The following is a 19,978-nucleotide window of genomic DNA, read 5'->3' on the forward strand; positions in this document are numbered from 1 at the left end:
ACTTGGCCCCAACTCCACTTATTTCACCCCTCGTTGAGGGCAAGGCGGTTGGTCCGGCCTCTGGGCCAACCGCCTTCTGTTTGGCATGATCAGACGCCGAAAGAGACCGACAGCGACCGGGGGTGGTACCAGTGATCCTGACCGTCACGCTGAACACCGCCCTGGACATCACCTACCGGGTGCCCGCCCTCACCCCGCACGCCTCGCACCGCGTCACCGAGGTCACCGAGCGGCCCGGCGGCAAGGGCCTGAACGTCGCCCGCGTCCTCGCGGCCCTCGGGCACGACGTGACGGTGACGGGGTTCGCGGGCGGTGACACGGGGCGCAGCCTGCGCGAGCGCCTGGCGCGGGAGCCGCGCATCACCGACGCGCTGGTACCGGTGGCGGGCGCCACCCGGCGGACGGTGGCCGTGGTCGACGCGGCGAGCGGCGACACGACTCAGCTGAACGAGCCAGGGCCGGAGGTGTCGCCCGCGGAGTGGGCCGCGTTCCAGTCCTCCTACGAGGAGTTGCTGCGGGCCGCGTCCGCGGTGGCGCTGTGCGGGAGTCTGCCGCCGGGGGTGCCGGTGGGCGCGTACGCCGTCCTGGTCCGCGCGGCACGTGCGGCGAAGATCCCGGTCCTCCTGGACACCAGCGGGGAGCCGCTGCGTCGTGGCGTCGCCGCCCGCCCCGACATCGTCAAGCCGAACGCGGACGAGCTGGCGGAGCTGACGGGGTCTCACGAGCCCGCCCAGGCGACCCGTGACGCCCGCAGGCGGGGCGCGCACTCGGTGGTGGCCTCCCTGGGCGCCCGGGGCCTCCTGGCCGTCACCCCGGACGGCACGTGGCAGGCACCCCCACCGGCCCACGTCCACGGCAACCCCACAGGGGCGGGCGACTCAGCAGTGGCGGGCCTGCTCTCGGCCCTGGTGGAAGACCTCCCCTGGCCGACCCGCCTGGCCCGCGCGACGGCCCTGTCGGCGGCAACGGTGGCCGCCCCGGCCGCGGGCGAGTTCGACGCGGCGCTGTACGAGGAGCTGCGGGGGCGGGTTGTGGTGACGGGGGCGGAGAGCGTGGCGTAGGGCTGGGGCAGCGCCCCAGCCCGGGTGGCCCCGCAGGCAGCCCGTAGGCAGCCCGCAGATAGCCCCGACCTAGCCCTGGCTGCCCTCCACCAGCCAGAGCTGGTCCAGGTTCGCTCCGCAGATGTTGCTCTGGTCGCAGGCCAGGGCGATCGTGTTCGTGCCCTTGTTCAGTTGGATGACGGCCCAGGTGTTCGACCAGCCCTTCTCCCAGTCGCCTTCCTCGGCGCCGGAGAAGTTCTTCATGTTGAGCGGCCGGGTCTCCTTCTTGCCGTTCAGGATGATGTTGGCGTTGGCGTCCTTGCCGGGCACGCCGTACCGCACCCGGAGGCTGTACGTACCGGCCTTGGGGATGCCGTTCACCGTCCAGGTGACCTGCGCGCCGGCCTTGTCGAGGCCCGCCACGTAGACACCGCCGGCGGCCTTCGCGCCCTTGATGTCCGAGGCCGTCGTCGTGCCGCCCTCGAGCTTCAGCGCCTTCGCGTCCGTCTTGGGCAGCTCGACCGGCTCATCGGCGGGCTTGCTCGGCTTCTCGCTGGGCTCGACCGACTCGGCCTGCGACGGCTTGCCGCCCGCCTGCGGGTCTTCCTTGTCGTCACCGCCGAACATCATCGCCGCGCCGATCCCGATGGCCACGACCGCGACCACGGCGATCGCCGCGATCAGCAGCCCCTTGGTGTTGGGGCCGCGCCCGCGCCCACCGGTCGCCGGCATGTGCTGCGGGGCGGTCGGCGCACCGCCGCCCGGCTGCGTCTCCGGAGCCGCGTAATAGGCGTTCGGCTGCTGCGGGACCTGCTGCCCGTACGTCTGCTGAGCCTGCTGCTGGCCATAGGCAGGCCGCCGGTCGCCGACCGCGCGGACCTGGTTGTACGAGGAACGAGGACCCGGATAGCCGTAGCCGCCGCCCCCGCCGGGCGGGGTCGCGCCGGCCGCCTGGCCATCTTCGTACAGATAGCCGAACGGATCGTCGTCGCCCTGCGGCGCGCTCGGCGTCTGCTCGCCGTTATTGCCGGGCGTCGTCATTCCCAGGTCACTCCCTACATGTCGCTGACCGGGGGAGCCTACCCGCTCCGAGTGATCCCACGGGGTGGCCTTGGCCTCATCCGGCCCGTCAGCCGGCCCGCCGGTGCTGCTTGGCACGGGACCGTTTCTCCACGTACATCCGCTGGTCAGCGGAGTGCAACACTTCGTCGGCGGACATCCCGCAATGCGCCCACCCGATGCCGAAACTGGCCCCCACCCGGACCGCCCTGCCGTCCACCCGGATCGGCGGGATGATCGCGTTCCGCAGCCGCACCGCGAGGTCCTGCGCGTCGGCCCGGCCGAGCCCGTCGGCGAGGACGACGAACTCGTCGCCGCCGAGCCTCGCGACCGTGTCCCCGTCGCGTACGCCGTTGGTGAGGCGCCTGGCGACCTCGATGAGGACGGCGTCGCCGGTGTGGTGCCCGAAGCGGTCGTTGATGGACTTGAAGCCGTCGAGGTCGCAGAAGAGAACGGCGAGACCCTTCGTGCCGTCGTCCGTCTCCCCGTTGCCCTCCGGCGGCGCGACCGTGTGCACGTGGTGGTCGAAGCCGTCGTCGCCCTGTTGCAGGCTGTGACCGCCCGGCGCCGCGTGCGCGCCGTGCCCGCCGTACCCGAAGCCGTGCTGCCCGTCCGTCTCGTAGCCCCCGTCGTACGCGGCGTCCAGCGAGTCGACCGCGCTGGGGCGGCCCGCGTGCGGGCGGCGGCAGAGCCGGGCGCTGAGCCGCGAGCGCAGCTCGGCGGAGTTGGGCAGGCCGGTCAGCGAGTCGTGCGAGGCGCGGTGGGCGAGCTGCAGCTCGCGGCGCTTGCGCTCCTCGATGTCCTCGACGTGGGTGAGGAGGAAGCGGGGGCCGTCGGCGGCGTCCGCGACGACCGAGTTGCGCAGGGAGACCCAGACGTACGTGGCGTCGCGGCGGGCGAGCCGCAGCTCGGCGCGGCCGCCCTCGGCCGAGGTCCGCAGGAGGGTGCCGATGTCCTCGGGGTGGACCAGGTCGGAGAAGGAGTAGCGGCGCATGGCCGACGCGGGGCGGCCCAGCAGGCGGCAGAGGGCGTCGTTCGTACGGAGGATGCGGCCGTGCTGGTCGCCGCCCATCTCGGCGATGGCCATGCCGGACGGCGCGTACTCGAAGGCCTGGCGGAAGCTCTCCTCGCTGGCCCGCAGGGCCTGCTGCTCGCGCTCCAGGCGGACCAGGGCGCGCTGCATGTTGGCCCTCAGCCGGGCGTTGCTGATCGCGATGGCGGCCTGGAACGCGTACATCTGGAGGGCCTCGCGGCCCCAGGCACCGGGCCTGCGGCCGTTGCGCGGCCGGTCCACGGAGATCACGCCGAGCAGTTCGCCGCCGGAGCCACCGGTCGCGTACATGGGGGCGAAGAGCCGGTCGGAGGGGTGCCACTCGTCCTCGAAGCGGGGCTCGGGGCCCTCGGTGTACCACTGCGGGACGTCGTCCTCGTCGAGGACCCAGCCCTCGGTGTACGAGATGAAGCGCAGGGCGCCCCAGGCCTCACCCATGGCGAGGCGGCGCTCCCAGGCGTCACGGGAGCCGACCCGTCCGGTGATGAGCGCCTCGGCCGCGGTGTTGCCCGCGAAGGCGGCGACGACGAGATCGCCGTCGGGGCGCACGAGATTGACGCACGCCAGCTCATAGCCAAGGCCGTTGACCACGCCGTCGGCGACGGTCTGCAGCGTGTCCGCCAGGCTTCGGGCCGTGTTCAGGTCCGCCACCACTTGATGCAGCTGCCGCAGGGTCGCAAGACGGACGTACGGCTCCGACTCGGTCTCCATTGCTCGCTCTCCCCGAGACCTCGACAGCAACTCCAGGATTCGCAGCGCCCTTAGTGTTCCCTCAGTGTCTGAGTTACCCCAGTGTCTGATTGCCACCGTCACTGAATCACAGCGAGCAGCTCACTCGGTACACAGGGTCAACAATTTATGGGTCCTGTGACTCAAGTCACAGATGGGAAGCCTTCGTTGGTCCAGTCCACTGGCCTGATCCCACCCCTGGCAGCACCCCCTAAGTCCCCGGTCCTAGGCCCGGTATCGGCCCTCGGTCCGATGTGGCGGCGGGGACGACGGGGCTAGCGTCACTCCCGTGGTTCCCGTACCGAAGACACTAGAGACGCCGCGTACGCCCCCTCAGGGCGCCCCGGCGACGCCCCCCGCCCCGCCATCCCCCCGTGCCCCGTCCCCCGACGGGCATCCTGTGGGGGTGAGCAACGATGAGTTCCGCGCCGCCATGTCCCGGCTCGCCGCGGGCGTGGTCCTGGTGACCGCGCGCGAGCTGCCGCTGGACGCCGACGACCCGCTGGCGCCGGGCGGCGAGGACGTGGGGATGACGGCGACGGCGTTCCTCTCCGTGTCCCTGGACCCGCCGCTCGTGCTGGTCAGCCTGCGCGAGGGCTCCCGGATGGACGATCTGCTCGCCGAGCAGCCGCTATGGGGCGTCTCGGTGCTCGCCGAGAGCCAGCGGCACATCGCGGGCCGGTTCGCGATGAAGGGCCGGATCAGCGACCGGCTGCTCTTCGAGGACATCGCGTACGTCCGCGGAAAGGCGTCCGGCGCCCCGCTGGTCGGCGGCGCGCTCGCGACACTGGAGTGCCGCACCGAGCAGACGGTGACGGCGGGCGATCACACGCTGGTCATCGGGCGGGTGCTGACGGCGGAGCTGCCGAGCGCGGACGGCGGGCCGCTGATGTATTTCAAGGGGAAGTACCGGCGACTGGGCTGAGCGCTCTTTGCTGTCGCGGGGTTTGCTGGGTCGGCCCCTCGGGCCTGCGGCCCCTCGACCCCTCGACCCCTCGACCCCTCGGTCCCTCGGGCCTGCGGGTGTCAGCCCCAGCCCTGGCCCGAGCGGCCGCGCTTGGTCTCGCTGCGCTGCTTCTTGTTCCGCAGCCGCCGTTCGTTGATGCCGCGGGGGATCTTCGTGGCCCTGCGGGGGCGCGGCGGCGGGGCGGTGGCCTCGGCGAGGAGCGCGGCGAGGCGGGTCGCGGCCATCTCGCGGTTGCGCCACTGGGAGCGGTGCTCCGAGGCGCGCACGCTGACGACGCCGTCCACCAGGCGGCCGGCGAGGCGCTCCAGGGCGCGCTCCTTCCAGACGTCCGGCAGCGCGTCCGTCTTCGCCAGGTCGAACCTCAGCTCCACCTGCGAGTCACTGGTGTTGACGTGCTGCCCGCCCGGCCCGGACGACCGCGAGAAACGCCACATGAGCTCCGCCTCGGGCAGGGAGACGGAGCCGCGGATGAGATAGGGACCGGACATGCGTCCTATGGTCCCCCGTCTGTCCGGTCCACGTCACCCGTATTTGCGGCGCGGTGCGGCCGGTGCCAGAGGTGAGTAAAGAAAGTAAAAGGAACTGGAACCTCTGGGACCCCGGTCGACGTTCATAGGGGTGACGGTAGCTTCGTCCCCAGTACGAAGCCCGTTCGTACGCAACGAGGGAAGGGACTCCCAACAATGGCAGTAAGCCTGTCCAAGGGTGGCAACGTCTCGCTCACCAAGGAGGCTCCGGGCCTGACCGCCGTCACCGTGGGCCTCGGCTGGGACGTCCGCACCACCACTGGCACCGACTTCGACCTGGACGCCTCCGCGATCGCGGTGAACACGCAGGGCAAGGTCTTCTCGGACCAGCACTTCGTCTTCTTCAACAACAAGGCGACGCCGGACCAGACCATCGTCCACACCGGTGACAACGTCACGGGTGCCGGCGAGGGCGACGACGAGCAGATCAACGTCAACCTGGCGGGTCTCCCGGCCGACATCGAGAAGATCGTCTTCCCGGTCTCGATCTACGACGCGGAGAACCGCTCGCAGAACTTCGGCCAGGTCCGCAACGCCTTCATCCGCATCATCAACCAGGCGGGTGGCACGGAGATCGCGCGTTACGACCTCTCCGAGGACGCCGCCACCGAGACCGCCATGGTCTTCGGCGAGCTGTACCGCAACGGCGCCGAGTGGAAGTTCCGCGCCGTGGGCCAGGGCTACGCGTCCGGCCTGGTCGGCATCGCGCAGGACTTCGGCGTCAACGTCTGAGGTTCAGCTCCAGCAGCCAGTCGACGAGGGCCCCCGGCGGATTTCCGCCGGGGGCCCTCGTGGTTCGCCGTCAGGCTTCTCGGCCCCGCTCCAGTGCGCGCAGGCCGCGCCACTCGTCGATCGCGTTCCAGACCAGGCAGCCCAGCATGACCACCCAGCAGATCATCCAGCCGGAGGCCCGCTCCTCAGGGTCGAACAGCTGGTCGACGACGAGTACGCCGACGACCAGGGCCAGGGCTGCGCTGCCGTACGCCTTCCGCCGGGCGACCCGCTGCCGCTTGCGGGGCCCGTCGGCGAGCCGCAGGGCGTAGACCTCGACGTCACCGAAGACGTCCTCGGCCCGCTCACCGCCGCCCTGTGCGGCGGCGAGGTGCTGCCGGGCCTCGCGCACGTGACCGCGTGCCTCGGCGCCCCGCATGGCGTGCCGTCCGCGCAACAGTCCTTCCAGGCGGTCCAGCCACCGCTCGTCGTCGATGCCGTCGGCCGGGCGGGCGGGCGTGCACCAGCGGTCGACCGTGGCGTCCGGCAGCGCGAAGGAGCCGACGGTCCACCCGGCACAGACCAGTGCGAGCACGGGTGCGGGCACGCTGAACAGCCTCTCCGCGGGCACAGTCGCGGCGACGGCGGCACCGCCGCCGAGGGCGGCGACAGCCCCGGCGAGGAACCCCCACATGCCCCGGATCCGCCCCGCGACGCGCGCGACGAAGGCGAAGCAGACGAGCGCGGCGACCGCGACGGCGGTCGCGCAGCCCGCGACCGAGGCCCCGCTCCAGTCCATCCAGAGCCCGTCCTCGATCCAGTGCAGGACACAGAGGCCGAACCCCACGAACCCGAGCGTCCCGAGCGTGGCGGTGACACGCTCGCCGGGCAGCACTCCGCGGGTGTCGACCCGCGCGCGATGCCGCTCGCTGATGCGCTCGGCGGCGACCGTACGGGCGTAGGCCTCCGGCTCCCCGAGGACTTCGCGCGCGGGCAGCCCCGCGTCCCCCACGATTTCGTGCGCCTCCGCGAGGACTTCGTCGGCGAGGCCGCCGGGCGCGTCGTGGTCGAGGACGAGCCGCACCTCGACGGAGGCGGCCCAGTCCTCGTCCTCCTTCCGCTCCCAACTGGGCGCGGTCTTCCCTGTCTTGCTCATGTTTCCCCCTGCTGAGGTTCCGCGAGGAGGGCGGAGACGGTCCGGGAGAACTCCCCCCAGGCGGCCTGGTCACGCCGCAGCCGCTCCCGCCCGTCCGCGGTGATCCGGTAGTACTTGCGCCCCGGCCCGCCCTCGCCGGCACCCCACTCGACCTCGACGGCGCCCTCCTCTTCGAGGCGCGTGAGGGCGGGGTAGAGGGTCGCGGCCTTGACGTCGGCCAACCCCATGTCGGCGAGACGGCTCAGCAGCGCGTACCCGTAGCTCTTCTCCTCGCGGGCGAGGATGCCGAGCAGGCAGAGGGGCAGCGCGGCGCGCGTCCATGAGATGTGTGCGGCGACCACGGGCTCCCTCTTCGGCGTTGCGGACTATTCCAGTATTCAGAATAGTCGGAGAAACGTCTAGTGCCCTGTGGTGCGTCCCGCATGTCTCGCAGGTCAATCGGGCAGTAGTGGTCATTGCCACCCAAAGGCGGCGGACACGGGGCCGACGCGGGATCGGCGACATCACCCATCGCGAGAGGGAGTGTGAGGGCCATGGCGACCGTGGTGCTGGTCGGGACGCTGGACACCAAAGGCGCTGAGTACGCGTGGCTGCGCGAGCGGCTGCGGGAGTACGGGAGCGACGTCCTCCTGGTCGACACCGGGATACTGCCACCGTCCCCGCAGGCACCCGTCGCCGATGTGCCCGCCGACGCCGTGGCCCGCGCGGCCGGTCACGACCTGGCCCAGCTGCGGGAATCGGGCGACCGGGGCGGCGCGGTGGCCGCCATGGCGGACGGCGTGACGGAGGTCGTCCTCGATCTGCACCGCAAGGGCCGGCTGCACGCGGTCCTCGCGGCCGGGGGCAGCGGCGGCTCGGCGATCGCGGCGCAGGCGATGCGGGCGCTGCCGATCGGGGTGCCGAAACTCCTTGTGAGCACGATGGCGGGCGGTGATGTGGCGCCGTATGTGGGGAGCAGCGACATCACGCTGATGTACAGCGTGGTGGACATCGCCGGCATCAACTCGGTCTCACGGCAGGTGCTCGGCAACGCGGCGGCGGCCGCCGCGGGCATGGCGCGCCGCCAGGAGCGCAACCACGACGAACTGGCGGGCCGGGGCCGCAAGGTGGTCGCCGCGACGATGTTCGGCGTGACGACGCCCGCGATCGACGCGGCCCGCGCCCGCCTGGAGGAGCGGGGCTACGAGGTGCTGGTCTTCCACGCCACGGGCGCGGGCGGTCGCGCGGTGGAGAAGCTGGCGTCCGACGGCCTCCTCGACGGCGTACTGGACCTGACCACGACCGAACTGGCCGACGAGCTGGTCGGCGGCGTCCTGTCCGCGGGCCCGGAGCGGCTGACCGCCGCGGGCCGCGCGGGCATCCCGCAGGTCGTCGCGCCCGGCGCCCTCGACATGGTCAACTTCGGCCCGGAGTCCACGGTCCCGGCCCGATTCGCGGACCGCAGGCTGCTGGTCCACAACCCGACGGTGACGCTGATGCGGACGACCGCCCAGGAGATGACGGCGCTGGGCACCACCCTCGGCCACAGACTCGCCGCGGCGCGCGGCCCCGCCGAGCTGTTCTGGCCGCTGCGGGGCGTCTCGGCGGTGGATGTCGCGGGCGGCCCGTTCGAGGACCAGGAGGCGGACGCGGCGGGGCTGTTCGCGGTGCGGACCACGCTGCGGGGCAGCGGGGTGCGGCTGCATGAAGTGGACGCGCACATCAACGACGCGGAGTTCGCGTCGGCGATGGCGGACCGCCTGGACGAGCTGATCAGCGCGCGATCACTGAAGCCGACGCCGTGAGCCCCTCCCCGACCCGAAGGAGCACCGACCCATGACAGCGATCAGCCGCAAGGAAGCCCTCGACCGACTCAACGCCCAGGTCGCGGCGGGCCGTCCCGTCATCGGCGCGGGCGCCGGCACCGGCCTGTCCGCCAAGTGCGCGGAGGAGGGCGGCGTCGACCTCCTGATCATCTACAACTCGGGCCGCTACCGGATGGCGGGCCGCGGCTCCCTCGCCGGACTCCTCCCGTACGGCGACGCGAACGCGATCGTGGTGGACATGGCCAGGGAGGTCCTCCCGGTGGTGCGGGACACCCCGGTGCTCGCCGGGGTGTGCGGCACCGACCCGTTCCGGGACATGGGCCGCTTCCTGGACGAGCTGAAGCGGATGGGCTTCACGGGAGTGCAGAACTTCCCGACGGTCGGCCTCTACGACGGCACGTTCCGCGTGAACCTGGAGGAGACGGGAATGGGATACGGCCTGGAGGTCGACATGATCCGCGAGGCGCACGCCCGCGATCTGCTCACCACGCCGTACGTCTTCGACGCCGGGCAGGCGGCGGACATGGCTCGGGCGGGCGCGGACGTCCTGGTCCCGCACGTAGGCCTGACGACGAAGGGCTCGATCGGCGCGGGCACGGCCCTGACGCTGGATCAGGCGGCGTCCTCCGTACAGGAGATGCATGACGCGGCGAAGAGCGTGAACCCCCAGATCCTGGTCCTGTGCCACGGCGGCCCCATGGCGGAACCGGAGGACGCGGCATACGTCCTGGAGCACACGACGGGCATCGCGGGCTTCTTCGGCGCGTCGTCGATCGAGCGGCTGCCGACGGAGCGGGCGATCGTGGACCGGACGAAGGCCTTCAAGGCGCTGGGGACCCACTGACCGGGGCATGCTGAAAGTCCCTGGCCGCGCACTGACCGGGCCACGCCGAGAGTCCCTGAACGCGCACTAATCTGCGCCGCATGATCCTCGAACCCCTCGCCCCCGCCGACGGCGGCATCGCCCTCCCCGGCGAGCTGCTGACCGAGCTGACGGCGCTCTACGCGTCGAACCACGCGTTCCACGCCCTCTCCGGGGACTTCCCCGATCCCGACGACATCCGCCCCGAGCAGGTCGCCGCCGCGCTGGCGGACGAGTTGGCCGTGCCGGGGTCCGAGGTGCTGCTGGCCCGATCGGAGGGGCGGGTCGTCGGGATCGGCATCACGCTGGACCGGCACCCCGATCCCGCCGACCCCGACCCGTGGATCGGGCTGCTCATGGTGGACACGCGGCAGCAACGCAAGGGGTACGGGCGGGAGTTCGCGGGCAAGATCGAGGAGCGGTTCCGTGCGGCGGGGCGGGACGGGGTGCGTCTTGCCGTGCTGGAGGGGAACGGGCCGGGGTTCGCCTTCTGGGGCGCGCTCGGGTACGAGGTGATCGACCACCGCAGGGACCGCCTCGCGGACCGCCCGTGTGCCGTACTGCGCAAGGCGCTGAGCCGCACCCAAGCCCGCCCCCACCTCCAATAACCGTACGCATAGCGGACATTGGGCCGCACCATTCGGACAAGAACAAGTAAAGAGTTGTTCGTGCACCGTCAATCGGCGCGCCACCGTGGCACTCTCTCCTCCGCCGCTCCCCACACGGCTCAGCCCCCTCAAGGAGAGCAAGTGAGACAGCAGTCCCCCATCCCTCGCAAGACCGCTGTTCGCGCCGCCGCCCTCGCCGCATCCGCCGCCATGGTCGTCCTCGGCGTACAGAGCGGAACGGCCGCCACCGCGGCCGGTGACCAGGACAAGGCCGGCGCGGACACCCTGCGCCTGAGCGCCTCGCAGCGTGCCGACGCCATCAAGTCGGCCCAGGCAGACGCCGCTTCGACCGCCGACTCGCTCGGTCTCGGCGGCAAGGAGAGGCTCGTCGTCCGCGATGTCGTCAAGGACGCCGACGGCACCGTCCACACCCGCTACGAGCGCACCTACGACGGCCTCCCCGTCCTCGGCGGCGACCTCGTCGCGCACACCACGAAGAGCGGCAAGCTGAAGGGCGTCGACAAGGCCCGCGGCGGAGAGATATCCGTGGCGTCCACGGACGCCGAGAAGTCCGCCGCCGACGCCAAGAAGTCCGCCGTCGCCGCCGCCGACGCCGACAAGGCCCGCGCGAAGAACGTACGCAAGGTCATCTGGGCCGGGGACAAGGGCAGTTCCCCCGTCCTCGCGTACGACACGGTAGTGACCGGCGTCCAGCACGACGGCACCCCGAGCGAGCTGCACGTCGTCACCGACGCCGCCACCGGCAAGCAGCTCTTCAGCCGCGAGGCCATCGAGACCGGCACCGGCACGGGCCAGTACAGCGGCGATGTCGCAGTCGGCTCGACCGCCTCCGCGTCCGGCGGCTACGACCTCACCGACGGCGGCCGCGGCGGGCACAAGACGTACGACCTGAACGGCGGCACGTCGGGCACCGGCACCCTCTTCCACGACGCCGACGACAAGTGGGGCGACGGTACGCCGCAGAACCGGCAGACCGCGGCCGTCGACGCCGCCTACGGGGCCGCGCAGACCTGGGACTTCTACAAGACCGAGTTCAACAGGAACGGCATCGCGGGCGACGGCAAGGCCGCCTACTCCCGCGTCCACTACGGCAACGCCTATGTGAACGCCTTCTGGTCCGACGCCTGCTTCTGCATGACCTACGGCGACGGAGCGGGCAACCTCAAGCCGCTGACCTCGCTCGACGTGGCCGGCCACGAGATGAGCCACGGCCTCACCGCCGCCACCGCCAACCTCAACTACAGCCGCGAATCGGGCGGGTTGAACGAGGCGACCAGCGACATCCTCGGTACGTCCGTCGAGTTCTACTCCAACAACCCGAGCGACGTCGGCGACTACCTCATCGGCGAGAAGATCGACATCCGCGGCAACGGCACCCCGCTGCGCTACATGGACAAGCCCAGCAAGGACGGCAACTCCGCCGACTACTGGTCGAAGAACGTCGGCCGCCTCGACGTGCACTACTCGTCGGGCGTCGCCAACCACTTCTTCTACCTGCTCAGCGAGGGCAGCGGCGCGAAGACCATCAACGGCGTCTCCTACGACTCCCCGACCGCCGACGGCTCCACGCTCGCCGGCATCGGCCGGACCAAGGCCTACCAGATCTGGTACAAGGCCCTGTCCGTCTACATGACGTCGACGACCAACTACGCGGGCGCCCGCACCGCCACCCTCAAGGCGGCGGCGGACCTCTACGGCGCGGGCAGCGCCGAGGAGAAGGCGGTCGCGGCCGCCTGGACCGCGGTCAACGTCAAGTAGCCACCGTCTCCCCGCGGTACCGCCGGATCGCCCCTCAGGGGTGGTCCGGCTTTCCGTCGCCGTACAGCCACGGACCCCAGATCGCGCGCACCTTCTTGCGCGCCGCGTCGCCGCCCGCGTGCTCCTCGACGTACCGCGTGAAGTCCTTCGTGGCCGCGTTGCCGTGCCGGTGCGACTTCGTCCAGCCCTGCACGATGTCGTAGAAGGTGTCGTCGCCGACCGCCTGGCGGATCTTGTGGATGACCATGCCGCCGCGCTCGTACACCGGACTGTCGGAGATCGTCGCGGCCGACGGCGGCTTCGCCGGCGGGAAGGCCCAGATCGCCTCGTTGTCCTCGGCGGCCTCGTAGTAGTCGCCCGCGTAGAGCTGGTCGAAGATCTCCTCGACGGTGTCGCCGTCGTTGTCCTCCTGCCACAGCCACTCCGCGTACGTCGCGAAGCCCTCGTTGAGCCACATGTCCTGCCAGGACTTCGGCGTCACGGAGTTGCCGAACCACTGGTGGGCCAGCTCGTGGACGAGCAGCTCGGTGTCGGGGGCGCCGGGGAAGGTGGGGCGCGTCTGGGTCTCCAGGGCGTAGCCCGCGTCCTCCTCCCGGTCGACGATCGCGCCCGTCGACGAGAAGGGGTAGGGCCCGAAGTTCAGCTCCTGCCACTCCAGGATCTCGGGGATCTCGGCGAGCGTCTTGGCGCTCTTCTTCGCCTCGGCCGGGTCGACGGCGGTGAGCACGGGAATCCCGGACTTGGTGGTCGAGCGCTTCATCTCGTACGTCCCGACGGCGACGGTCGCGAGATAGCTCGCCATCGGTTCGGCGCTGTGCCAGGCGAAGGTGGTACGGCCGTTCTTGGTCGACTCTCGGGTCAACTCGCCGTTGGATACGGCCTGCAGACCCTCGGGGACGGTGATCTTTATGTCGTACGCGGCCTTGTCCGAGGGGTGGTTGTTCGCGGGGAACCAGGCCATGGAACCGGTCGGCTCGCCCAGCGCGAGCGCGCCGTCCGCCGTCTTCAGCCAGCCCTCCTCGGAGCCGTCCGGGTCCGTGATGGTCTCCGGGGTGCCGGAGTAGCGGACCGTGGTGCGGAACGTCTCGCCCTCGTCGAGGTCGTCGGGCGGACGGATCGTCAGCTCCTGCCCCGCGCGGTGGAAGGAGGCCTTCTTCCCCTCGACGGTGACGCTCCGGACGTCCAGGCCCTTGAGGTCGAGGTCGAAGGCGCTGAGGTCCTGCGTGGCACGGGCCGTGATGTCGGCGGTGCCGGTGAGGTGGCGCGACTCGGGGTCGTAGCCGAGGGTCAGGCCGTAGTGCGCGACGTCGTAGCCGCCGTTGCCCGCCTTTGGGAAGTACGGGTCGCGCACGCCGTCGGCTCCGGGCGTGCCGTGCACTCCGGAGCCGCTGCACGCGGTGAGGGCGAGGGCGGTGAGGGCGGCTGCCGAGCCACGGGCCGCGGTCGATCGTAGGTCCACGCCTGCGATCTTACGTATGTGATCTTAGCTGTGCGATCTTACGTATGCGGCTTATGTTCGGGGCCCGGCAGCCTGCCGCTCCGTCAGTTCAGCGCCGCGACGCCGGCCTGCGCGAACTTCTCGTCCAGGTCGCCGGACGGGGCGCCCGCGACGCCGATGCCCGCGATCGGGGCGCCCTTGGCGGTGACGGGGGCGCCGCCGCCGAGGAACAGGGTGCCGGGGATGTCCTTCAGGTTGGGGGCCTGCTCCAGGCGCTTGACCAGCTCGGAGGTCGGCGCGTTCCAGGAGACGGCGGTGTACGCCTTCTTCTCCGCGGACTCGTACGACTGCGGGCCCGCGCCGTCGCCGCGCAGGGTCACGATGGTGTTGCCGTTGCGGTCCACGACGGCGACCGTGATCCGCTGGTTCTCCTTCTTCGCGGCGTCGAGGCTGGCCTGCGCGGCCTTCGTCGCGGCGGCCACGGTCAGGTGCGTGGTCTGCTGGAGGTTCTCGTTGCCCGCGTCGGCGACGACGGGGGCCTTGGAGGCGGCGTCCGGGGTCCCGGCGGTCGCGGACACGGCGCCGAAGGTGCCGGCTCCGAGGGCGGCGATCGCGACGGCACCGGTGATGACGCGGGTGCGCTTCGAACGCTTGTGGCTGGGGTTCTTGGTCATGCACCGATCATCGGGGCGGAAGCCGGCGCGCTCCGTCGACGTACCGGCCGACTCCGGGGTCAACCGATCGGCTGATCCATGCAGGGCCTCACCGGGTGAGAATGAGGAGGTGAAGCAACACGGTGACCGCAGAACCGCTGTGGGCAGTCGTTCCGCAGGGCGAGTGGGGCATCCCCTGCTCGAGCGAAGTCGAGAGCTTGGGGAAGGGCGGGCACAGCCCCCAGCGCCGGGCACCGACGCAAGAAGCGCCCACTCCGGCACGGAGTACGCCCACCCCGGCACGGGGTACTCGGACCCCGACGCACGCTGGCTCGCAGCCGTCATGCACACGGCGTTCTTCCTGCTCCTCGGCTCGTCCCTGACCCGCTTCCTGATGCGGCACCCCGGCGAACCCCGCACCCCGTGGATCATCGCCCTCTCCCTCTCGCTCGCGCTCCTCTACCTCCTCGGCCCCGTCGTGGGCGCCCGCCCCAGCGCCCCCCGCCGCCTCCTCTGGCTGATCTGCGTCGTGGCCGCCTGGGTCGTCCTCGTCCTGCTCGCGCCGAGCTTCGCCTGGTGCGCGGTGCCGCTGTTCTACACCGGCCTCCGTACGCTGCCACCGCGCGCCGCCCTCTTCCTGGTGGCCGTCCTGACCGCGTTCGTGGTCGTCGCACAGATGCAGCTCGCCGGCGCCTTCGACCCGAACCTGCTCTTCGCGCCGCCCGCGTGGGCGGCCGTCGCGGCCGCCGTCTTCCTGTACATGCAGCGCCAGGCGGCCCGCCAGCGCGCGCTCATCGACGACCTCATCCGCACCCGCCGTGAACTGGCCGCCACCGAGCGCCGCGAGGGCACGCTCGCCGAGCGGCAGCGGCTCTCCATGGAGATCCACGACACCCTCGCGCAGGGCCTGTCCAGCCAGCAGATGCTGCTCCAGGCGGCCGACCGGCTCTGGGACGCGGATCCGGCGCGGGCCCGCACCCACGTCCGTACGGCCGAGTCGATCACCGAGCGCGGGCTCGCCGAGGCGCGCCGCTTCGTGCACGACCTGGCGCCGGCGGACCTCGCGGACGGCGGCGGTCTGACGGAGGCGCTGCGGGCGCTCGCCGAGCGGGAGTCGGGGCCCGGACTCGCCGTGCGCTTCCACGCGGAGGGCGCGCCGGTGCCGCTGCCGGACCGGGTCAGCTCGGCGCTGCTCCGGATCGCACAGGGCGCCCTGGCCAACGTACGAGAGCACGCTGAGGCGACGACCGCGGCGCTGACCCTGACGCTCCTGGACGACCAGGTGGTCCTGGACGTCGCGGACGACGGGCGGGGCTTCACCCCGTCCGCACAGACCACGACCGGGGTACGGGGGCACGGCATTCCCGCGATCCGCGCGCGGGCGCAGCAGCTCGGCGGCACACTGACGATCGAGTCGGCACCGGACGAGGGAACGGTCCTTTCGGTGTCGATCCCCCTGGAGCCCTTCGAGCCCACGCCGGACCGCAGGACGGAGACCTCATGACGCACACACCACCCCCGGTCCGCCTTCTGGTCTGCGACGACCACGTCGTCGTACGCGCGGGACTGCTGGCCCTGCTCGGCAGCGCGCCGGACATCGAGGTGGTCGGCGAGGCGGGCACGGGCGAGGAGGCGGTGGCGCTCGCCGCGAAGCTGACGCCGGACGTGGTCCTGATGGACCTGCAGCTGGGCGAGGGCATCGACGGCGTGGAGGCGACGCGCCGCATCACGGCGTCCGGGACCCCGCCGCACGTCCTGGTCCTCACCACCTACGACACGGACGCGGACATCACGCGGGCGATCGAGGCGGGCGCGACGGGCTATCTCCTCAAGGCGGAACGCCCGGAGGAACTCTTCTCGGCGATCCAGGCGGCGTCCCAGGGCCGCACGGCACTCTCACCCCCGGTGGCATCCCGCGTGATGGCCCGCATGCGGGCCCCCCAGCCCACCCTGACGGACCGCGAACGCGACATCCTCACCCAGCTCTCCCAGGGCCTCGGCAACCGGGAGATCGCCCGAGCCCTGTTCATCAGCGAGGCCACGGTCAAGACCCACCTGGGCCGCATCTACGACAAACTCGGCGTGGACACACGGGCGGGCGCGGTAGCGGTGGCGAAGGAGCAGCGGCTGCTGCCGTGAGGCCGGGGGCCCTGGGCCTCGGAACCGAGTGGTTCGGAACTGAGTGGTTCAGAACTGGCCGGTGTCGAGCTCGAAGCCGAGGGGCTCGGGAAGGGAGACCACCTTGGAGAGCTTGACGATCTCCTGGTGTTCGTACTCCTCGCCGGCGGGCTCGGTGTAGAGCACGGTGTGCCCTGCCGCGCGGTCGATGAGGAGATAGACGGGGATGCCCGCGCGGGCATAGCCCTTGATCTTCTTGTGGCGGTCGTTGTCGGCGGTGGACCTGGAGGTGACTTCGGCGACGAGCAGGACTGGAGCAGGGTCGTGGTACTTCTCCTCGTTGTCGAAGCTCCCCTTGGGAGCGAGCACGAGGTCCGGCTCGATCTGTCCGCTCACCGAGGCACCAGGCACATACAGCCCGATCCCCGTGTAACGCCCCAGATCCTTACGGTGGTCACGCACCTGCCCTGTCATTTCCGACACAATCTCTTCGTGCTCCCCATTGGCCGGAGGCGTCACGTGGATCTCCCCTTCGATCAACTCCACGCGCCACCCCTTGGGGGCGACCGCGCTGAACATGACGAAGGCTTCGCCCACCGGCATGGCAGGCACCCGGTCCTGGACCAGACTCACCAAGGACCGCGGGTCGAACTCCTGACCGGGCTCGCATTCCTGACAGGGCTCATACTCCGGGAGTGGCAGTGCCGCCATGGTGGGCCTCCTTCGCTCAGCGCGACAGTGTCAGCGTAGGCCTCATCGCTCCGACCAATCCGGAAACCGTTCACCCGAACGTGCGAGCGGCATCGTTTCTGCAGGCCAGAGGGCCGACGCCGGACCACGGCTGCCGGTCGTGACACCATCGACCCGTGCTCGACATCGGCTACGCCCTCTCCCGCCGCTTCCCTGATCCTCCGCAGCTGGACTACAGCCGGGCGGATGTCCGGGCGCTGCGGCACGATCTGTTCTGCGGGGACGTGTATCTCGCGGACACCAAGGCCGACCGGGAGCTGTCCACAGCCTGGGGATGGGTGCCGGTGCTGGACTTCGCGTGGGCGCTGTGCGACATCGTCGAGGAGCTGGACAAGGATCCGCTCGGCAGCCGGGCGTCCCGTCCGCAGTACGCGGAGCTGGACTTCACGGAGTCCACGGACCGGATGCTGTTCACCCGGCGGTTCGGCTGGGTGGACATCGAGGCGGACTGGATGGCGGCGGAGGAAGCGCCGCTGTCCTTCTCCCACGCAGAGCTGCGCCGCGAGGCACGCGACTTCCTTCAGGATCTCCTCGCCGATCTGACCGACCTCCACGACTCCCTGGGCGAGAACCCGGCGATCTGGGCGCTGCAGGCCCGCTATCCCCGCCTCCCTGCGGCCTAGGGCCTGCCTGTCCGCCTACTCCACCCGCACCCCCACCTGCGCCGCGAACGCCGGGGCCAGGTCCATCAGCTGGGCCGTGCTGATCACCGCCCCCGAGAGGCAGTCGATGCCCCGCAGGATGTCGACCTGCGCGGCGGCCCGCAGGTCCACGTCCTTCATCGTGACCCCGCTGAAGTCCGCCCCCTTCAGCGCGCAGTCCACGAACTCCACCCGCTCCAGCGCCGCCTGCCCGAAGTCCGGCTCGACCAGGACGCAGCCCTCGAAGACGACGTCCTTCAGCCGGGCCTTCCGCAGATTCAGATAGTCGATCTTGCCGCCCCGCACCACGACCCGCTCCAGCACGCTCCCGTGCAGCTGGACGCCCCCGAGCCGGGCGTCCACCACCTCCACGTCCCGCAGCGACGCCTCCGCAAGCTCCGTGCCGACGCCCCGCGGTTCCGTGAGGACCGAGTCCACGAAGCGGGCGCGGCTCAGCCGCGTCTCCGTGAGCCCGCAGCCCGTCACCGCGCAGTCCAGGAACAGCGCACCCCCGCCGTCCTGCCCCGCCAGGTCCAGGTCCCGGAACTCCACCCCGTCATAGTCCCCGTCGGGCGCCAACTCGCCGTCCCCGAAAGCCTGGAGCACCGGCAGCCGCACCTCCGGCCGCCGAGCCTTCTTCACCGTCGCAGCGCTCTGTCGTCCCATCCCCCCATCGTGCACCCCACCACTGACAACGCCCGCCGCCCCGCGTCCACCCCGCCCCGATGTCACATCCGGGGCGCCCCCGGCCGTCGTATCCGGTGAAGGCAAGCCACCACGACAGGAGCCGACCTCATGCCCAGCAGGAAGTCCGGAAAGTCCACCAGGCCCCTCACCGTCATCGGCGGCGGCTTCGCCGGACTCACCGCCGCCATCAGCGCCGCCGAAGCCGGCGCCCAGGTCACGCTGCACGAGTCCCACCACACCCTCGGCGGCCGCGCCCGCACCGCCGAAGGCCCCTACCGCACGAACGAAGGCCCGCACGCCCTCTACAACGGCGGGCCGCACTGGACCTGGCTCAAGCAGCGCGACCTCATCGGCCCGCTCGCCGCCATCCCTCCGGTCGAAGGCACCCGGCTGCGCCTGCACCACCGGGGCAGGCTCCGCCGCACCCCGCCCATCGCCATGCTGCGGCTGCTGCGCCGCAAGCCCGAACAGGCGCCCGTGGACGTCGACTTCACCACCTGGGCCACCGGAGAAGTCGGCGAGGAAGGCGCCCGCGCCGCCGCGCACTACATCGCCGTGGCGACCTTCCACCACGACCCCGGATCGCTCTCCGCCAGGTTCGTGCAGGAGCGCCTGCGCCGCGCCACGAAGCTGCCCCCGGAGGCGCACTACCCGGTCGGCGGCTGGGGCTCCGTCATCGACCGCATGGCGGCACTCGCCTGGAACCTGGGCGTACGCGTCGAGACGCTGTCCCGCGTCGACGACGTCGCCGCGCTCACCGCGAAGGGCCCGGTCGTCGTCGCCACCGCGCTCCAGGCGGCCCGGCACCTGCTCCAGGACGACTCCCTCCAGTGGGAGAGCGGCCGCACCACCCTCGTCGACCTGGCGCTGCGCTCCCGCAGGGGCGACCTCTTCGCCGTCTCCGACCTGGACGCGACCGGCTGGGTCGAACGGTTCACCACCCAGGACCGCAGCCTGGCCCCCGAGGGCCAGGAACTCGTCCAGGCGCAGCTCCCGCTCGCCCCCGACGAGTCCAAGGCGGACGGCTCGGCCCGCCTGGAGCACCTCATGGACCTGGGCTTCCCCGACTGGCGTGACCGGCTGCTCTGGCGCCGCGACTCCGTGGCCAACGGCCGCAGCGGCGCGCTCGACCTGCCCGGCACCACCTGGCGGGACCGCCCGGCGGTCGACCGCGGCGACGGCGTCTACCTGGCGGGCGACCAGGTCGCGGCGCCCGGACTGCTCTCCGAGGTGTCCTTCAACAGCGCGGTCGAGGCGGTGACGCTCGCACTGGCCCCGACAAGGCTTGACCTCAAGTCCGCTTGAGGTAAGAGGGTGGCGGGGAAGCAGCCCACGAAGACCGGGATGCGGCCCGCGAAGACCGGGATGCGGCCCGCGAAGACCGGGAAAGCAGCCCA

At 71.5% G+C, this 19,978-nt stretch carries 20 protein-coding genes; 11 read left to right on the forward strand and 9 right to left on the reverse strand.

Translation table 11 applies throughout. From position 1 onward, the window contains the following. Window positions 1-131 precede the first annotated feature (131 nt). Entirely contained in the window at window positions 132-1,061 is a 930-nt protein-coding gene (locus ACIBKX_RS32110) for a 1-phosphofructokinase family hexose kinase (protein ID WP_363269773.1), read from the forward strand. A 69-nt stretch (window positions 1,062-1,130) separates the two neighbouring features. On the opposite strand, the gene ACIBKX_RS32115 is transcribed toward ACIBKX_RS32110, so the two are convergent. Together ACIBKX_RS32115 and cdgB are read right to left on the reverse strand one after the other, a co-directional pair. Then, entirely contained in the window at window positions 1,131-2,081 is a 951-nt protein-coding gene (locus ACIBKX_RS32115; RefSeq protein WP_363269772.1) for a CBM35 domain-containing protein, read from the reverse strand. Window positions 2,082-2,169: 88 nt separating this feature from the next. Continuing rightward, entirely contained in the window at window positions 2,170-3,861 is a 1,692-nt protein-coding gene (gene cdgB / locus ACIBKX_RS32120) for a diguanylate cyclase CdgB (RefSeq protein ID WP_363269771.1), read from the reverse strand. A 451-nt stretch (window positions 3,862-4,312) separates the two neighbouring features. On the opposite strand from cdgB, the gene ACIBKX_RS32125 reads away from it, so the two are divergent. Further along, entirely contained in the window at window positions 4,313-4,804 is a 492-nt protein-coding gene (locus ACIBKX_RS32125; RefSeq protein ID WP_399376705.1) for a flavin reductase family protein, read from the forward strand. A gap of 101 nt (window positions 4,805-4,905) precedes the next feature. On the opposite strand, the gene arfB is transcribed toward ACIBKX_RS32125, so the two are convergent. Continuing rightward, window positions 4,906-5,343, reverse strand: a complete 438-nt coding sequence (gene arfB / locus ACIBKX_RS32130; RefSeq protein WP_363270127.1) for an alternative ribosome rescue aminoacyl-tRNA hydrolase ArfB — start codon at window positions 5,341-5,343, stop codon at window positions 4,906-4,908. A gap of 186 nt (window positions 5,344-5,529) precedes the next feature. On the opposite strand from arfB, the gene ACIBKX_RS32135 reads away from it, so the two are divergent. Then, complete coding sequence (locus tag ACIBKX_RS32135; protein ID WP_363269769.1) at window positions 5,530-6,105, forward strand: TerD family protein; 576 nt, start codon at window positions 5,530-5,532, stop codon at window positions 6,103-6,105. A gap of 70 nt (window positions 6,106-6,175) precedes the next feature. Here ACIBKX_RS32135 and ACIBKX_RS32140 read toward each other — a convergent pair whose 3' ends face one another. Both ACIBKX_RS32140 and ACIBKX_RS32145 read right to left on the reverse strand, forming a co-directional pair. Then, a complete protein-coding gene (locus ACIBKX_RS32140) occupies window positions 6,176-7,240 on the reverse strand; it encodes a hypothetical protein (protein ID WP_363269768.1) in 1,065 nt (354 codons plus the stop codon). Next, window positions 7,237-7,581, reverse strand: a complete 345-nt coding sequence (locus ACIBKX_RS32145; RefSeq protein ID WP_363269767.1) for a PadR family transcriptional regulator — start codon at window positions 7,579-7,581, stop codon at window positions 7,237-7,239. The genes ACIBKX_RS32140 and ACIBKX_RS32145 overlap by 4 nt, the downstream gene beginning before the upstream one ends. Window positions 7,582-7,773: 192 nt before the next feature. Between ACIBKX_RS32145 and ACIBKX_RS32150 the strand changes: the two genes are divergently transcribed. From ACIBKX_RS32150 to ACIBKX_RS32165, 4 genes are all read left to right on the forward strand, one after another. Beyond that, window positions 7,774-9,024, forward strand: a complete 1,251-nt coding sequence (locus ACIBKX_RS32150; RefSeq protein WP_363269766.1) for a Tm-1-like ATP-binding domain-containing protein — start codon at window positions 7,774-7,776, stop codon at window positions 9,022-9,024. A gap of 31 nt (window positions 9,025-9,055) precedes the next feature. Then, complete coding sequence (locus tag ACIBKX_RS32155; protein WP_363269765.1) at window positions 9,056-9,889, forward strand: phosphoenolpyruvate hydrolase family protein; 834 nt, start codon at window positions 9,056-9,058, stop codon at window positions 9,887-9,889. Between the two features lie 80 nt (window positions 9,890-9,969). After that, entirely contained in the window at window positions 9,970-10,515 is a 546-nt protein-coding gene (locus ACIBKX_RS32160; protein ID WP_399376654.1) for a GNAT family N-acetyltransferase, read from the forward strand. 141 nt (window positions 10,516-10,656) lie between these two features. Next, entirely contained in the window at window positions 10,657-12,294 is a 1,638-nt protein-coding gene (locus ACIBKX_RS32165; RefSeq protein WP_399376656.1) for a M4 family metallopeptidase, read from the forward strand. Window positions 12,295-12,328: 34 nt separating this feature from the next. Here the strand turns inward: ACIBKX_RS32165 and ACIBKX_RS32170 are convergent, their stop codons facing one another. Next, window positions 12,329-13,753, reverse strand: a complete 1,425-nt coding sequence (locus tag ACIBKX_RS32170) for a M1 family metallopeptidase (protein WP_363269764.1) — start codon at window positions 13,751-13,753, stop codon at window positions 12,329-12,331. An 83-nt stretch (window positions 13,754-13,836) separates the two neighbouring features. Further along, window positions 13,837-14,406: a heme-binding protein gene (locus ACIBKX_RS32175; RefSeq protein WP_363269763.1), complete on the reverse strand. Its 570-nt coding sequence runs from the start codon at window positions 14,404-14,406 to the stop codon at window positions 13,837-13,839. A 322-nt stretch (window positions 14,407-14,728) separates the two neighbouring features. Here ACIBKX_RS32175 and ACIBKX_RS32180 point away from each other — a divergent pair, with 322 nt between their 5' ends. Both ACIBKX_RS32180 and ACIBKX_RS32185 read left to right on the forward strand, forming a co-directional pair. Further along, the gene (locus ACIBKX_RS32180; RefSeq protein ID WP_363269762.1) at window positions 14,729-15,889 is read left to right on the forward strand and encodes a sensor histidine kinase; all 1,161 of its coding nucleotides are present in this window, start codon (window positions 14,729-14,731) and stop codon (window positions 15,887-15,889) included. Continuing rightward, window positions 15,886-16,524 (forward strand): response regulator transcription factor, encoded by a 639-nt coding sequence (locus ACIBKX_RS32185; protein WP_363269761.1) that lies wholly within the window; start codon window positions 15,886-15,888, stop codon window positions 16,522-16,524. The genes ACIBKX_RS32180 and ACIBKX_RS32185 overlap by 4 nt, the downstream gene beginning before the upstream one ends. Window positions 16,525-16,572: 48 nt before the next feature. On the opposite strand, the gene ACIBKX_RS32190 is transcribed toward ACIBKX_RS32185, so the two are convergent. Continuing rightward, window positions 16,573-17,214 (reverse strand): Uma2 family endonuclease, encoded by a 642-nt coding sequence (locus ACIBKX_RS32190; protein WP_399376659.1) that lies wholly within the window; start codon window positions 17,212-17,214, stop codon window positions 16,573-16,575. Between the two features lie 155 nt (window positions 17,215-17,369). Here ACIBKX_RS32190 and ACIBKX_RS32195 point away from each other — a divergent pair, with 155 nt between their 5' ends. Beyond that, on the forward strand, window positions 17,370-17,876 hold the full coding sequence (locus ACIBKX_RS32195) for a hypothetical protein (protein ID WP_363269760.1): 507 nt from the start codon (window positions 17,370-17,372) through the stop codon (window positions 17,874-17,876). Between the two features lie 15 nt (window positions 17,877-17,891). On the opposite strand, the gene ACIBKX_RS32200 is transcribed toward ACIBKX_RS32195, so the two are convergent. Beyond that, a complete protein-coding gene (locus tag ACIBKX_RS32200; RefSeq protein WP_363269759.1) occupies window positions 17,892-18,560 on the reverse strand; it encodes a pentapeptide repeat-containing protein in 669 nt (222 codons plus the stop codon). Between the two features lie 129 nt (window positions 18,561-18,689). On the opposite strand from ACIBKX_RS32200, the gene ACIBKX_RS32205 reads away from it, so the two are divergent. Then, a complete protein-coding gene (locus tag ACIBKX_RS32205) occupies window positions 18,690-19,886 on the forward strand; it encodes an FAD-dependent oxidoreductase (protein ID WP_363269758.1) in 1,197 nt (398 codons plus the stop codon). Window positions 19,887-19,978: the final 92 nt, after the last annotated feature.

This window comes from Streptomyces sp. NPDC050658, assembly GCF_044457025.1.
Lineage (GTDB): Bacteria > Actinomycetota > Actinomycetes > Streptomycetales > Streptomycetaceae > Streptomyces.

Coding starts and splice junctions, on each gene's coding strand:
- ACIBKX_RS32115 (WP_363269772.1), bottom strand. CDS start 2,081: ATGACGACGCCCGGCAATAACGGCGAGCAGACGCCGAGCGCGCCGCAG.
- cdgB (WP_363269771.1), bottom strand. CDS start 3,861: ATGGAGACCGAGTCGGAGCCGTACGTCCGTCTTGCGACCCTGCGGCAG.
- ACIBKX_RS32125 (WP_399376705.1), top strand. CDS start 4,313: ATGTCCCGGCTCGCCGCGGGCGTGGTCCTGGTGACCGCGCGCGAGCTG.
- ACIBKX_RS32135 (WP_363269769.1), top strand. CDS start 5,530: ATGGCAGTAAGCCTGTCCAAGGGTGGCAACGTCTCGCTCACCAAGGAG.
- ACIBKX_RS32140 (WP_363269768.1), bottom strand. CDS start 7,240: ATGAGCAAGACAGGGAAGACCGCGCCCAGTTGGGAGCGGAAGGAGGAC.
- ACIBKX_RS32150 (WP_363269766.1), top strand. CDS start 7,774: ATGGCGACCGTGGTGCTGGTCGGGACGCTGGACACCAAAGGCGCTGAG.
- ACIBKX_RS32155 (WP_363269765.1), top strand. CDS start 9,056: ATGACAGCGATCAGCCGCAAGGAAGCCCTCGACCGACTCAACGCCCAG.
- ACIBKX_RS32160 (WP_399376654.1), top strand. CDS start 9,970: ATGATCCTCGAACCCCTCGCCCCCGCCGACGGCGGCATCGCCCTCCCC.
- ACIBKX_RS32175 (WP_363269763.1), bottom strand. CDS start 14,406: ATGACCAAGAACCCCAGCCACAAGCGTTCGAAGCGCACCCGCGTCATC.
- ACIBKX_RS32180 (WP_363269762.1), top strand. CDS start 14,729: ATGCACACGGCGTTCTTCCTGCTCCTCGGCTCGTCCCTGACCCGCTTC.
- ACIBKX_RS32185 (WP_363269761.1), top strand. CDS start 15,886: ATGACGCACACACCACCCCCGGTCCGCCTTCTGGTCTGCGACGACCAC.
- ACIBKX_RS32190 (WP_399376659.1), bottom strand. CDS start 17,214: ATGGCGGCACTGCCACTCCCGGAGTATGAGCCCTGTCAGGAATGCGAG.
- ACIBKX_RS32200 (WP_363269759.1), bottom strand. CDS start 18,560: ATGGGACGACAGAGCGCTGCGACGGTGAAGAAGGCTCGGCGGCCGGAG.
- ACIBKX_RS32205 (WP_363269758.1), top strand. CDS start 18,690: ATGCCCAGCAGGAAGTCCGGAAAGTCCACCAGGCCCCTCACCGTCATC.